The organism is Cyanobium sp. WKJ7-Wakatipu (assembly GCF_024345355.1).
GTDB lineage: Bacteria > Cyanobacteriota > Cyanobacteriia > PCC-6307 > Cyanobiaceae > Cyanobium_A > Cyanobium_A usitatum.
Map to the genome: position 1 here is coordinate 23,141 of NZ_JAGQAY010000025.1, position 13,521 is coordinate 36,661.

The following is a 13,521-nucleotide window of genomic DNA, read 5'->3' on the forward strand; positions in this document are numbered from 1 at the left end:
TTATCTAGTGGCGCTCTTGGGTGTCATCCACTCAGCTGTATAGATTAACGGCGGGCGAAGGGAATAAGGACCTTTAATCGGGTGCTAGGAGCAAATCTGGCGCCCCCCTGTGCTGTGCAAATAAGAACTTAGCTTTGGCCTTCTCTGGTTCGTTCCCAGTCATCTGTACCGCTCGAGTTGCATTCACCGTGGCCCGCTCGAAGGGGTTGGATTCTGTGAGTGTGAAAGTCACAAAGAGCATTTGCTGACGCCGAAAGTCTAACGGAGTTCATTCGTTAGGAACTGGTCGATAGCCGCTGTAACCCGTAGGTGTAGTAGTTGATGGGGCCATCGTGCTGCCGCGGCCTGGGCAAAGAGTTGATCAATCACTTCATCTGTGGTCTTTGGCTTCACCGTGCGCTTCTTTTTGGCAGCTGGCGGTGCTGCTACTTCAGGTTCTACGGGGGGCGTCGGTGTAACCGGGAGTTTGATTTGAGTAATGGGGAGGTTGGTTATTAGTACGCGGGCAGCGTGACCACGCACCGGCCACTCTTGAAACCAGAAGCGGCGCTCGAGGCCCGTGCCCTCGATTTGAAGCACCCCGTCGAGGTCGACCACCATCGCAGCAACCAGTCGTTGCTTGAGCTGATGCGCTGCGGTTATGCCTTGGCGTTCAGTGGGTTCGAGGCCCTTCAAGAACTGATTTGTGCGTGCCAGCCATTGGCGGAGCAGGTCCATGTGGCGTTGGCCGATGCTCGTCAGTTCTTTGCGCTTATCCGGGTCGACGCGTCCGGCCTGCCGGCCCAGGGCTGCTGGGGCGATGTCCGTTAACAGGGAATCGATCACGGCCAGGTAATGACGGATAAAGCCATCGGCCTCGTCATCACTGCAGGGCCATGGGGTGAAGGCAGCCAGGCCCTCTCGTTGGCAGAGGCGCCAGATGGTCTGACTGCTTGGCTTCCATGGCCAGGGGAGGACACCGTTACCTAGGGGGATCTCCTGGTGGGTGGCAGCCGTGCCGACTTTCTCTAGGGCCAGGATTTTCAGTTCGCGGCCGATCCGCTGGACCTGGATACGAACGTCCGTGTTCCACCAGGTTTTGGTAGGAGCGGGGGGCAGACCAGCAAGGAACAACAGTCGTTGCGACCAGTCGGGATGCCGTTTCTGTCCTTTAGGTGTTGGGGCGTTACGGCAGATGCGGATGCACGTTTGCTTGCGCTGGCCGCGGCTATTGAGCAGGGTGCCGGTGATGGTGAAGCGATCGATCTGTCGATTGAGCTGGGCTTCTGTCTCACCGGCCATGGTCTGCCGCTGGCCGAGCACATAGAAGGCCAATCCACCGTCAAGGGTGCGTGGGTAAACGATCCACCGTGCAGGCCGCTCGCAGGCCTCAGGGTGCTTGGCCAGCCACTTACGAAGGACAGGGGCTGGGGTAGCCGGGAATGCTTCACCGTCGAGGGTGGTGAGGGTATCGCCGGTGAAGGTGCCAGCGACGATGCCATTGGCCTGGTATCGATCCTGCGGGGGGAGGAGCTTCTCGAATGCCCTGGTGACGGGTCCACCCTTGGCGCGATCAACGGTGGCGGCCAACTTTCCAGCGATTGCCGTTGCCGCTGCGGGGGTATCCGGGGCAGCGCCTACTGAGGGGAGTGCCCCGGCCAAAAGTGTTTCGAGGGTGCTCAGGGGTCTGGTTTGCTGTATGGACACCCTGGCACTAAAGACGGCGCTTAAAGTCTGGCAGCCGAGCGGCTGTTTAAGGCGACCACTCCTAGCTAGGGCCCGTCCTGGTTTTCAAGCCCTAGGGAAACAGATTTAGCTAGCTCCTGATAGGGGGCAACGGTGTTCAAAACACCGGGGTCGGGATGCTCTCCTTTTCGAGGTGATTCAGCAAGCGCTCCCAGCGGACGCGTACAAGCTGCCTCTCTTGGCCTGGGGTGGTTATCAGCCACGTTCCCGCGGGCCAGCCCCCGTCCTGCCCGCTTCGCCCGCGATCCACCATTCGGTAGGCCACTGAACGACTGATCGCTAGTCGTTCAGCCGTGGCTTCAACGCTGAGGAAGGTTTCGACATCTCTTGGCATGGCTCTACTCCGGTTTGCTGTCACTCCGGCGACGCCGGAAGTGTGACCTAAAGATCCTAGCGGGACCCGACGGAGTCACTGCCCCTTACGGGGATGGAGGTGACGGTTAGCGTAGTGACGCTATACTTCTGATCTAAACCAGGATCGACGTCTATGCCGGCCACCCGCTCGCAGGCTGCTCTCGATAACCCCGGGGCCTTAAAAGTCGTCTCCCAGCTTTACGCCATGCGCCTAAAGCAAGTGCGGGACCAAAAGCTGGCGAAGCTTGACCCCAAGACAGTCGCCGCGACCGGCACCACTTTCCGTGGCCTCTTCCGTCGCGTGCGGATGCAGACCGCTGACATCGCTGGTGCAATCCCAATGGCCGACTCCACCCTCCGTGGCATCGTCAGCGGCCGCACCCAGCCTTCGTTGCCCTTGACCCTGACGAATCGCCTACTGACCCTCTTGGACGTGGACTGGAGCACCTTCGTCGCTGCCTACGAGCAGACCATGGTTGGTAGGACTGGTGACGAAGCCAAGGTCGACGCCGACTAAGCCTCAACCGCGACTTACGGTGCTCGACGCTGGCCCATGGGCCGGCTACTTTGCGCTGCCGCTTTATCAAGTCGTCGGCTTAACCCAAACCAGAGCAGGGCCTGTGAAAACCCAAACCCCATACGCCAAAAACCCCGCGGCAACTAACAGCGCCACGGGGTTCTCTGTCAAACCAGAGAGGGAACCTCGAAAGGCCCCCACAGAGCAGGACATCCAGGATCGCAGCTGCCTGAGGCAACTCCCCTGATGACCTGGCTCAACCTTAACGCCAGGGTCCACCCCCGCTGCCAAAACGCTTGGCGCGAGGGCTGATGGGGTCTGTCCCGATCCGTCACCGCTACAGCGCCTCCGCACCATGCCCCGTTTGCCGTAAATGCAGCAGCAGCTGTGCGGAACGCGTCGATGGTCTCATCGACTGCTTCCACGCTCGTGCGTCGGCGGATGGTGCTGCTGGTTGGATTTTTATCCGCAACCTTGGCAGTCAAATGGGAGGTCTGTGGGCCCCCCAATCGCTGATCCGGGGAGACTCCATCGCGGAATGGGGTGAAACCCTCGAGCTCCCTGCCCGTCAACACCAGAAGGGAAAACCTGAGCAGGCTCCTAGCCCGGTAAAGGAGGCTGGCCTATCAGAAGCAGCCCGGGCCGCCTTTCATGCAAACCTGAGCAAACAGCTTGAGCTCAGCGACGCCCACCGCCGCAACCTGATTGAGCAGCGTGGCCTTACCGGTCGTCAGGTTGCAGACCTCGAGCAACAGGGCTTCCGCTCAATCGATCAGGGGCGGCGATTCCCTGGGGTGCAGGGCCCTGGGTTTCTCGAGGATGGTCAATACGTTGGCCCTGCCGGCCTGCTAATCCCCGCCCGCAATGACGCCGGCCAGATCGTTGGCTACCAGGTAGCTCCAGACCGGCCGGGTGATGGCGGCAAATACAAGTGGATTTCAGGCCCCATCCACAAGATCGGGCTTGGTGAGGAGGGCGAGTGGCCGGTCTTTCAGGGGGGGACCGATAAAGCCTCCAGTGAGGTCTGGGCAGTTGATGGTGCACTGAAGGCGGCGTTGACTTCCGCGCAATACGGGGTGCCCACCGTTGGCGTCCCCGGGGCCAGGTTCACCACCAGCGGCCAGCAGCTTTTGCGGGTGCTCGGCCGGATCATGCCGTCTACCCAGGATGAACGGCTGGTGCTCCTGATGCCTGACGCCGGTGACGTGGTGAACCTCGCCGACATGCCAACCAACCTGTTAGCGACAGCCGCTTTCCTGAGGGCCCATGGCTTCACCGTTCGCTTTGGTTGGTGGGGACAGATCCATAAAGAAACCGGGCTGGATATTGATGAGCGTCTGATCGTCCGCGCAGAAGATGGCGGTCAGGTAGAGCGCATCACCCCGGATCAGTTTTACAACCTGGTGACCGATACCACCGGCAAAGCCCCCCGCCGGACATTCGCCAATCCAAAGATGGGTGTTCATTGGGTTAGCGGTGCAGAAGCGCTCCCCACACTGGAGATCACCCCGCCGGATCGTGAGGGTTATCAGTTTGCTCAAGGCAAGCGGCTAGAGGTATTGCAATCACTCCAGAAGCAAGGCGTCCGCTTCGTGCTCGATCGCAGTGCACCGGGGTCCGGTAAAAGCTGGGACATCACCCATGCAGACCCAAAGGCCTTTGGTGGTGCCCAGATCGTGATGGTGGCTCGCCGTGCCCTGGACGTAGGCCGAGAGTTCGGCGTGGCAGTGTTAAGAGGTAAAGATCAGGGCCGTACCTTTAATGGTTCAGATCGGCTAGTTAGAGCTACAGATGAGACACCCGATGATGAACTCGTCATGGAAGCAAACTGCGCTATGGGGAGTGATGTCGAATACCTTTTCTCTAAAGGAATGTTCATGAATGTCTCTAGCATATGTGACCTTTGCGAAGCTAAGCATGAATGTAATGCTACGGCTGGTTGGTATAAATACGATAAAAAAGCTGTTCTCAAGGAGTCGGCTTACGTTACCGAGCCTGAAGGCTTGGACTTCACTACCTTCTGTGACGCCAAGGGTAAGGCCTGGGTAAATCCTGAAAAGCAGCAGCCCGGTGTTGTCCTAATGATTGATGAGTCTGCCGCTATGCCCTGGGTTCAGACCACCATCGTGAGTCTTGATGACCTGGTGGAACACTGTATGGAGTTTGGTCAACCCGAAAACCGCCTGCGCATCAATACCAGTTTTCTAAAGGTTCTAGATGCCCTGGCGGTGGCCATGCTGGCCGCTAATCGGGAGGTTTCTATCCCCCATTACAAGGTAATGGCCTTGATCGATAGCAAGCTGCGTCAAGGTGAGGTGGATGTAGCGGATGCTATGGAAATAACCCTTCTTGAAGAAACACTATTGAGCAGTAAAACCACCATGGTGGGTGCATGGTGCACCCCATTGCTTGAAGCAATGTTCGGCCGCGGCCGTATCTGGATCGAAGGAGAGCAGCTGTTTCTGATGCGCCCTAATGATCGCTTTATCGAGGCTCTCCATCACCCAGCCGTGCGGCAGGTAGTCTTTTTTGATGGCACCGGTGCTGTCACTGAGCTAGAGGGTTGGCTGGGTGAGCACATTGAGGTAATTGAGGAACGTGCCCCGGCCGAACAGGCTGAAATCTGCATCACGCAATATGTTGGCCTTGGTCGCATGGGCTTTACAAGGAAGCCCGTGCAAGAAAAACAGGCCAATATCCTGTTGGATGAACTAAAAGCTACCGGGGCCATCACGAAGAATACCCCCGTGGTTGATATCAAACGCACCAAAGTAGCTAAGGCTCGGAAACCCCTCACCTGGCTTTCTACCAGTAGGGGCTCCAATTCAGCTGCTAAAGCAAAAGACCTGGTAATCATCGGCGCACCTGGCACCAACCTGGTGTCCGCCCTGAACCGTTATTGCCTGCTCTATGGGGTGGATATTGAACTCGAGGACACAGGTACTTTTCACCGTCGGTTCTGGAGCCAATCAGCTAGTCGTAATGAAGGTGGGGGGCTATTCATCGAAAGTAGCTGGGAATCGACTCACTACGGCTTCCGCAACTACTACCGCAAGCTGATCGAAGCTGAATTAGATCAAGCCATACACCGTCTGCGGGGTGTACGCCGGCCCGGTGAGGTGCTCAATGTTCATTGGATCAGTGACTTCTGCCACCCGCGGTGGGAAGTAGAGATCGTCAGGGCTGATGAGGTCGTGGACCTCTTTAGCCCCGTTGGCTTGGAGGTCGGCACCGTTCAAGCGGTTATCAAGCGCTTGGCTCGAGGTGGCAACCCCCGGCCTACCCACCACCAGGTAGCAACTGAGCTCGGTGTGCGTAGCGCCGATGTTGCCCGTTGGATCGATAGCGACCCCTGGCTAGAAGCCGAGTTTGGTTGGTTAGATCGCACCAGGCGGAACAGCCCGGCCTACAACGCCGTCAAGGTTGCACCTGTCACCAATCCGGTGCCCCCGCGGGAACCCATCCCCGATGAGCAGCTCGTGCGGATGCAGGAGCTCCTACCGCTGGGCACCCGCGTCACCAATACCTATGACCGCCGGAAAGCTGGGGTCGTTGTCGATTACCTGATGGAGCGGGGCATCCCCAAGTTTGTGGTGGAGCTCGAGGACGGCACCCGCAACGCATTCCCAAAAAGCCTGCTGACTTTTGCGGCGCAACTCGTCTAAGCCAGACTTATCACGCTATACTGAGCGCGGGCCAGATCATTTAGATCGCTAAGGCCCGCCTACAAACCAGTCAGAGACTCATGCCTGTTCATTTATTTGACCAACGCGGCCTTGTGGACGCGCTGAAGATGGCTGCGCTACCAGTGGGCGCAACCGACGGCAAATGGGCGAGCTACAACGCCGCCGACCTCCTTGAGGTTGTCGACGAGGTTGCCGATGCCTACGGCGAGGGTGATTTCACCGATAACGCCACTGCCGCTATTACCAGCATCCTCACGATTGCCGAGCGTGTCGGCGTTGACCTGTTCGTGGAAGACGGCAGCAAGGCCCCCGGGGCCGTCGCCGTGCTGATCGAAAACGGTGCTCCCAAAAACGCTGCAATGCCTCGCATTGCCCGTGATGGCGACGGCGGTGCTGTGCTCGTCATTGGTGACACCAAGACCCCGGTTGAGCTCAGCGGCAAGACTTTCCAAGTGGGTGAGCTCAAGGGCGACCTTGAGCGTGAACCGATCAAGACCAGCGACGGTCGGGAGATCAGCCTGTGGAAGGCATCCCTGAAGGACGCTGAAACAGGCGATCGGTTCAAGGTCGCCGTGCGGATGTTGCGTGACGCCAACCTCGAGCAAATCGAGGATGCCCGCGATGAAGATCGGCTGATCGATGTGATCGAACCCTCCGGCACCGGTGGTGGTGGCGGCAAGGCCATCTCGATGGGCGATCTGGAAGTCGGCGAGTATCTGGTTACCGAGGTCAAGCAGATCAAGCTCGAGAACGGCAACAGCTTTTTTGTGCTGTTGGTGGATGTCAACGGCGTACCAACTGAAGTTAAGTCGAGGCGCGATATCGATGCCCTCTTGAAAATGGGCCTCGACGTACCCGCACTGCAGGCCAAGGGCCGTCAGGTGTTCCTGGTGCTCTTCGACAAAGAAGAAATCAAAGGAAAACCTGGCACCTACTACGTTTCTTGCACCTTGCGCTCGAAGAAGGTGGAGGTCCTGAAGCCTGCCGCTAAGGCGCGGGCTGGTGCCGCCCGGGTCCAGGCCCTAGTGGCCGAGGAGCAGCCCGTCCCTGTTACCGCCGAGTTCTGATCAGTTCAAACAACTGAAGCCAACACGGCAACCTGTGGCCCCCTTCGGGGGCCCGCTTTTTGCACTTTCAAATCAGAGAACAAACCATGACAGCTACACCTGTAAGCCTTACCCGCGAAGCGTTTGACGAGCGTTTCGATGCCATTCGCTCTCCTGGCGTCAACGAAGAGCTCGGCTGGTTCAGCCACCGGGACTTGGCGGGGATTATCACTCGAGATCCCATCGATGCGGACTACGGGTGGGTAGTGCTCAAGCGCGGCGAGAACCCCGATTTTCCTGAGCAGTTCACCTTCCACGAAGGCGGATGTTCGTTGACAAGTCAGGTAGAGGCCGAGTCCGCGCTGTTTCACGCCCTGTGGAACTCCCGCTCGAACTGACCACCGCCCCCTCCGCGGGGACCTTCAAACCAGAGAAAAACACGATGCCCACGCTGATCAAGAAAGGCGATCGCCTCCGTTGCAAAGTCCGACTGGCGCTAACCGGTTGGAAAGGTTTTGGTTACGCCCTTTATGACGAGTACCAGCACGATCCTGAAGCGCCGATCGTCGTCAGGCGTGAGGGTTACCCGGAAGAGGACTGCTGCCTTGTCGCTAGGCGAGAGGTCGCCCGCTGCACCTACCAGCGCGGGTTGGCCTAATGGAACTTCGCCCGTATCAAGAAACTTGCGTTGAGCAGGTGCTGGATCGCTTTGAGGCCGGCCATAAATCGGTGCTGCTTATCGCTGGCACCGGCTCCGGCAAAACCGCAGTCGCTACCCGTCTGGTCAAAGACTTCTGGGAAGCAGGGCTGCCGGTGATGTTCCAGATCACCCTGGACACCCTGGCGGAGCAGACCCTCAGTGCCTTCACCCGTATGGGCATCCCTGAGGATGAAATCGGAATCATCCGCGGGGGGACACCAGAGCACCGGGACCGCCCAGTCCAGATCGCCAGCCAGCAGACCCTGATCCGCCGCGACTGGTGGCAGCGTCGCCACTGGGGGCTGTGCGTCCTTGACGAGGCGCACATTAGTGACTTCAGCAACTGCGCCCGTAAGACCAGAGAGGTCCTACCGAAGGCCCGTTACCTCGGGCTCACGGCCAGCCCCTGGCGAATGTCTAAGAAGCAGGGGTTTGACCAGTACACCGCCCAGGTGAATGCACCGGCGCCGGCTGCTCTGCAGGAAATGGGGTTCCTTTCCCCCATGCGCTACTTCGTGCTGCCGGAGGCCAGCGTCGACCTGAAGAAGGTACGCACGTTGGCCGGCGACTTCGCTACCGATGATCTGGTGAATGCCTGTAACCGCCCGGAGGTGGTGGAGGCCAGCATTCGTGAATGGCAGCGCCGTACCCCGGGGCGCCGCACCCTGGCGTTCACTATCTCGGTGGAACATGCCGAGGCGGTGGCCGCCACCTTCAACGCGGCAGGAATCCCAGCTGCCACCGTTACTGGTGAAACGCCCCGCGCCCGCCGGGCTGAGCTCTATCAACAGCTCCACGACCGGGAGCTAATGGTGCTCAGCAGTTGCATGGCACTGGCCACAGGCTTCGATCTCCCATCCGCGGAGGTAGGCCTGCTGATGCGCCCCACCAAGAGCCAGGCCCTACATATCCAACAGATCGGGAGGATCGCCCGGCCGTGGGATGAAAAGGACTGCGGTTGGATTCTTGATCAGGCGGGCAACTGCCTGCGCTTTCCCTACCCCCGCCTCGAGGACATCCCCGCCGATCTACGCCGGCAAATGCCTCAGGAGTCGATGGGGCCTGGAGGGGAGGGAAACCCGGTGAAGGTATGCCCGGACTGCGCTGCGGTGCTGCCCAATTTCACCCAGCTGTGTCCCCATTGTGAGCATGACTTCCGTAAGGCCGTCCTGGCCCATACCGGCCCGCTGGTGGAGCTGATCAGCCAGGCTGACGCCCTGGCCACAGAGCCCCCCGAGTCGCGCCTCCGGGCTCAGTTCCACAAGCTGCGAAAAACGGCTTTCCAGCGTGGGCTGATGCCGGGCTGGGCGTGGCATCGGTTCAAAGAAGCAGCAGGCCGTGAGCCCCTAGCGGCGTGGTTTGTGGGCAGCACCTTCCGCAATCCCACTCCAGCGGCCATGAACAGCTACGCCACCTACCTAGCTCTGATGGCTGATCGGCGAGGGATCGACGGCCGCAGCACGTTCATTGCTACGGAAATGAACCGGGAGTTCGGCCCAAACCTGCAGTGGCAGCGGGTCGTGGACATAAATGAGCTGTGAATTACAAGGCCCGCCGGAGCCTTAATCCGGCACCCCCCAAACCAAAGCCAATCAGAGCAATGCCTGAAGACCACGATTTCGGCCCCAACCCTTTCTCAGGGTGTTGCTGGCCTTACCCCGGTGCTGATGCAACCGAGGCTAGAGAGTTCAGAAAAAAGTATGGCGACACCACAGAGGTTCGTACCCTCCAAGTGCTAATGCTCAAGCAGATAGCGCAGGACTACGGCATCAGTTCTGCCGAGCTAATCGAGCGCTTTGAAGCCGAACACGAGCGAAGCCAGGATTTCCGTAAAAAGCTTGGGCTCTAATACAACCAAGGGACCGGAGTAGGCGTCCCCACTCCGATCCCCGACTGACTAACCGAGAGAGCAGCCAAAGCACTACCCATTCTCCAGACGGCCTTGCGGCCGACTCCCAAATAATAGCAGCTTGGGAGGCGCTACACTTGTAACCCCAAACCAGAGACGAGCATGGCCAAAGGCGCTATGGGCCAGGCGGAGCGGCAGCAGATCCGCACCCGTCTATGCGGCACCAAGAAAAGCCAAGGGGAGTGGTCGCAGAACCTACCGGCCGCCCGGGATGTCCTATTGAAAGGTGATCCGGTGATGGTGCGTACCGCCGCCGGGCTGCACCACATGATCAGCAGCCTGGCCAACGAGAAGGCGGTCGGCTTTGACCTCGAGACCACCGGGCTATGCCCTCACCGCAATCATGCGGTAATTGCCCAGTTCGGTTGTGAAGATGGCAGCGCCTGGATCGTCGACCTAACCGCCCTGGTGCCCGGGCTCCGGGACTGGCAGCCCGGTGATCCAACCATCAACCCGATGGTGCGCAAGCCCTGCCCCGAGGCCTTGCTGCCTTTGAAGGCATTCCTCGAGTCACCGGATCGCCCGATCCTGGTTGGGCACAACCTGAAATTTGATTTGCAGTTCTGTGCGGCCCTGGGCCTGTTCCCCAGGGAGCGGATCTTCGACACCCAGATAGCTCACCGGATTCTCAATGCAGGCAAAGAGGATGAGCCCTCCCTATTTGCCAGCCTGCAGTGGTGCGCCGGCACCCTGCTCGGCGTTTGGGTGTCAAAGGACGAGCAGCACGAAGAGGGCCGCCGCTGGGCCGACAAGCTCGGGGACCCGGAGGCCCTTCGTTATGCCGCAGCCGACACCCTGGTTTCCTTGATGCTGCGCAATGGGATGACCCGCCCGGATGGATCGGTTTATCCCGGCCAGCTGGCCTTGATCCTGCGCGACAAGCCAAAGACGGGCCATGGCCTGAAAAACGTCACTGGCATCGAGTTCGGTTGTGTCCATGCCACCGCTGAGCTGAGCTACATCGGGATGTATCTGGACCGGCTAACGCTTGAAAGCAACCTTGCCACTCGTCAGCAAGAGACCAAGGTGGCCTACACGCAGCTTCTGAATGAGGCCAGCGCTCTGCTGCTGGAGAAAACCGGCCAGCGCATCCAACGTGATCTGCTCGGCCGCCCGAGTGTGAACCTGAGCAGCTCGCAACAGGTTGGTGAGTTCTTCCGGCGAGTGGGAATCGAAATACCTGGTGATTCCATCGACCAGCAGGTCCTAAAGCTCCTTGCCGATCCGCCAGAACTGATTTTCACCTATCTCCGCTGGAAAGAGCTGGAGACTATGTGCAAGCAGCTCATTACCTATCAGAAGGCCATCAACCCTGCCACCGGTCGTATCCACGCGAACTTTGATCAGATCGGTGCTGACTCAGGAAGGCTTACCTCGCAAAAACCAAACGCGCAAAATCCAAGTAAAAAGGCTGGCATTCGTGATGCCGTGAAACCACAAACAGGCAATGCCTTTGTGGATTGTGACTACACCTCAGTGGAAATGCTGATCATGGCCGCCTTATCGGGTGATGCAACCATGATCCAGGCCATTAACGAGGGCACTGACCTGCACAAGCTTACGGGTTCTGCTATAGCCGGCAAGAGTATCGAGGCCGTAACTAAGGACGAAAGGCAGGCTAGTAAGGCGGTCAACTTCAGCCTTATTTATGCAGCCGGGGCAGAGACCTTGAAAGATTATGCAAAAACCGCATTTAATGTTGAAATGACATTACCGGAGGCGGAGCAAGCGCGGGATGCGTTCTTCCGTCTTTACACCGGCATTGCTGATTTTCACAGCCAGATCAAGAAAGAGCTTTGGGATCTAAAGCGTGCCTTTGAGCATGATCCTGATGGTGCCCCTCCGACGTATGAAACTCGGACACTGGGAGGCCGTCTACGCACCCTGGCCTATGGATCTATGACAGCACAGACCGCCAGTAATTCACCAACCCAGGGCACAGGGGCCGATTGCCTAAAGCTGGCTATGGGAAGGTTGCGTAAGGCATTTGATGCGGCTGGTTTGGTTGACTGGTATTTGGTCAATAGCATCCACGACGAGCTTCTCGCTGAAGGTCCTACTGATGGTGCAGAACTTGCAAAGACTGTGGTGGAGCGGGTGATGGTGGATGCTGCTAACCAAATCGTGGTAGCCGTACCCATCACCGCTGATGCCAAGGTGGCCGCTACTTGGGCTGAGAAGTGATCAGCTACCAGCTTGCTGGTCAAACATCTCCATCCACTCAGACTCACCAATCCAAGCCCTGTAGGTGAGCTCATGCTCCTCTGCAGTGTGGCCCATCATCCGAGCGGCCACACTGGCAGATATCCCACGCTCAGCACAGCGACGGGCGAAGCAATGCCGGAAGGCATAACGCTTGAACATCCACCCCCGTCGCAGCAAAAATGCTCGCAAGGTGTGCGCCACGTTGGTGGGCTTCGTTAGATCCCAGGGGATCTCAGGCCGAGATGCTAACTGCCAGCGATCAAACCAATCGAGCGGTAGGGGTCTGGCTGGGCGCCGCCCGGTCTTGCGCTCAGCAGCAACGTAGATGGTGCCGTTCTCGCCAAACTCCAAACCCGCAATCTCTGAGGGGCGCAGGCCATAGGTGGCCAGCATTCCACAAGCCCAGCGATGGAGTTGTGGAAGCTCATCGATTAGATCGACGATCTGCTGGTCGGTTGGGAGGTCTTGCGGCTTTACATGCTTTCGGCTGTAGCCGGAGCGGTAGGGGGTGAGGTCAACATCCAGCTCGGCAAACTTCGCCAGGGCGGATAGGGCGGTGAAGTCTCGCTTGCGCACCGAGCTTTCACGCGCACTGGCTGCCAGCGCCCCGATCACCTTTTCAACGGTGAGCTGCTCATCCTGCTGAGTGAAGCGCAAGCGAAAAACCTGCTGGTAGGCGTTTTTCCAGGTGTAGGGCTCGAGCGACTTGGTTGCGGCCAGGTGCTGCTCCAACCCGGCCACCAGCTCGGCGATGGTCTTGGCGGACTGGGGGCGGTGGGCCTCGCTCCAGTTGCCCCAATCAAAGGTTCCCGAGAAGATTTGCTGCTCAAGCCGTGCCTTCAGCGCTTTGATCCGGCGCCTGCCGTCCGCGGTTTCAGCGCTAACGCCTAGGGCGATGCGCTGCTGGTATGGGCGGGCCCGCCCGCTCCCCGGCTTGGGCGGGAGGGTTGTCCGTAGGTGTGCCCATTGGCCCTGACCTAAATAAATGACAGAGACCGTCCGTGCCGCCATGCCTATTTGATGGCTAAACAACGCGAATCTACGGGGACTCCCTGGGTTAAGGGGGACACTGCTTTTGAGGCCTAGAGCCAGTGCTCACGCGGAGGTCTGTGTTGTCGCAACCGAGTTGACGTTCCAGGTGGCGATCTTCATATTGTTGGTATGACTGGAGTTTTGGTGGTGCTCGCCAAAAAGTTGCCGGTATGGCCGCTGTGTTTGAGGCCAGATTCAGCCCAAAAGCTGACCAAACCAGAACGTGATTACCCAGCTCACTCCGCACAGGGCGAACTGGTCGCATAGACTGGTACGCATATACCAGTTAGCCCATGTCGCGCAGTGCCGTCCAGTTTCAGAAAGGCCTCTCGCTGCCTGAGTTCCAA

Annotated in this window: 11 protein-coding genes; 7 read left to right on the forward strand and 4 right to left on the reverse strand. The window is 58.9% G+C overall.

The window, feature by feature from the left end:
* Nucleotides 1-258 precede the first annotated feature (258 nt).
* A complete protein-coding gene (locus KBY83_RS12135) occupies nucleotides 259-1,686 on the reverse strand; it encodes a hypothetical protein (protein ID WP_255019742.1) in 1,428 nt (475 codons plus the stop codon).
* A 136-nt stretch (nucleotides 1,687-1,822) separates the two neighbouring features.
* The gene (locus KBY83_RS12140; RefSeq protein WP_255019743.1) at nucleotides 1,823-2,059 is read right to left on the reverse strand and encodes a hypothetical protein; all 237 of its coding nucleotides are present in this window, start codon (nucleotides 2,057-2,059) and stop codon (nucleotides 1,823-1,825) included.
* A 225-nt stretch (nucleotides 2,060-2,284) separates the two neighbouring features.
* Between KBY83_RS12140 and KBY83_RS12145 the strand changes: the two genes are divergently transcribed.
* Entirely contained in the window at nucleotides 2,285-2,596 is a 312-nt protein-coding gene (locus KBY83_RS12145) for a hypothetical protein (protein ID WP_255019744.1), read from the forward strand.
* A 626-nt stretch (nucleotides 2,597-3,222) separates the two neighbouring features.
* Here the strand turns inward: KBY83_RS12145 and KBY83_RS12150 are convergent.
* Nucleotides 3,223-3,348, reverse strand: a complete 126-nt coding sequence (locus KBY83_RS12150; protein ID WP_255019745.1) for a hypothetical protein — start codon at nucleotides 3,346-3,348, stop codon at nucleotides 3,223-3,225.
* 42 nt (nucleotides 3,349-3,390) lie between these two features.
* Between KBY83_RS12150 and KBY83_RS12155 the strand changes: the two genes are divergently transcribed.
* The 6 genes from KBY83_RS12155 (at nucleotide 3,391) to KBY83_RS12180 (ending at nucleotide 12,121) form a co-directional block, all read left to right on the forward strand.
* On the forward strand, nucleotides 3,391-6,261 hold the full coding sequence (locus tag KBY83_RS12155) for a hypothetical protein (protein ID WP_255019746.1): 2,871 nt from the start codon (nucleotides 3,391-3,393) through the stop codon (nucleotides 6,259-6,261).
* Between the two features lie 128 nt (nucleotides 6,262-6,389).
* Nucleotides 6,390-7,349 carry a hypothetical protein gene (locus KBY83_RS12160; RefSeq protein WP_255019747.1) on the forward strand — a complete coding sequence of 320 codons (960 nt, stop codon included), beginning with the start codon at nucleotides 6,390-6,392 and terminating at the stop codon, nucleotides 7,347-7,349.
* A gap of 86 nt (nucleotides 7,350-7,435) precedes the next feature.
* Nucleotides 7,436-7,726: a hypothetical protein gene (locus tag KBY83_RS12165; RefSeq protein WP_255019748.1), complete on the forward strand. Its 291-nt coding sequence runs from the start codon at nucleotides 7,436-7,438 to the stop codon at nucleotides 7,724-7,726.
* Complete coding sequence (locus KBY83_RS12170) at nucleotides 7,705-7,986, forward strand: hypothetical protein (RefSeq protein WP_255019749.1); 282 nt, start codon at nucleotides 7,705-7,707, stop codon at nucleotides 7,984-7,986. The genes KBY83_RS12165 and KBY83_RS12170 overlap by 22 nt, the downstream gene beginning before the upstream one ends.
* Entirely contained in the window at nucleotides 7,986-9,569 is a 1,584-nt protein-coding gene (locus tag KBY83_RS12175; RefSeq protein ID WP_255019750.1) for a DEAD/DEAH box helicase, read from the forward strand. Before KBY83_RS12170 ends, KBY83_RS12175 begins: the two co-directional genes overlap by 1 nt.
* Before the next feature lie 470 nt (nucleotides 9,570-10,039).
* Complete coding sequence (locus tag KBY83_RS12180) at nucleotides 10,040-12,121, forward strand: DNA polymerase (protein WP_255019751.1); 2,082 nt, start codon at nucleotides 10,040-10,042, stop codon at nucleotides 12,119-12,121.
* Here the strand turns inward: KBY83_RS12180 and KBY83_RS12185 are convergent, their stop codons facing one another.
* Nucleotides 12,122-13,153 carry a hypothetical protein gene (locus tag KBY83_RS12185; protein ID WP_255019752.1) on the reverse strand — a complete coding sequence of 344 codons (1,032 nt, stop codon included), beginning with the start codon at nucleotides 13,151-13,153 and terminating at the stop codon, nucleotides 12,122-12,124.
* Nucleotides 13,154-13,521: the final 368 nt, after the last annotated feature.

What these genes read in the sequence shown, in the direction of transcription:
- KBY83_RS12145 (WP_255019744.1), top strand. Translation starts at nt 2,285, where the DNA reads ATGCGCCTAAAGCAAGTGCGGGACCAAAAGCTGGCGAAGCTTGACCCC.
- KBY83_RS12165 (WP_255019748.1), top strand. Translation starts at nt 7,436, where the DNA reads ATGACAGCTACACCTGTAAGCCTTACCCGCGAAGCGTTTGACGAGCGT.
- KBY83_RS12185 (WP_255019752.1), bottom strand. Translation starts at nt 13,153, where the DNA reads ATGGCGGCACGGACGGTCTCTGTCATTTATTTAGGTCAGGGCCAATGG.
- KBY83_RS12175 (WP_255019750.1), top strand. Translation starts at nt 7,986, where the DNA reads ATGGAACTTCGCCCGTATCAAGAAACTTGCGTTGAGCAGGTGCTGGAT.
- KBY83_RS12140 (WP_255019743.1), bottom strand. Translation starts at nt 2,059, where the DNA reads ATGCCAAGAGATGTCGAAACCTTCCTCAGCGTTGAAGCCACGGCTGAA.
- KBY83_RS12180 (WP_255019751.1), top strand. Translation starts at nt 10,040, where the DNA reads ATGGCCAAAGGCGCTATGGGCCAGGCGGAGCGGCAGCAGATCCGCACC.
- KBY83_RS12160 (WP_255019747.1), top strand. Translation starts at nt 6,390, where the DNA reads ATGGCTGCGCTACCAGTGGGCGCAACCGACGGCAAATGGGCGAGCTAC.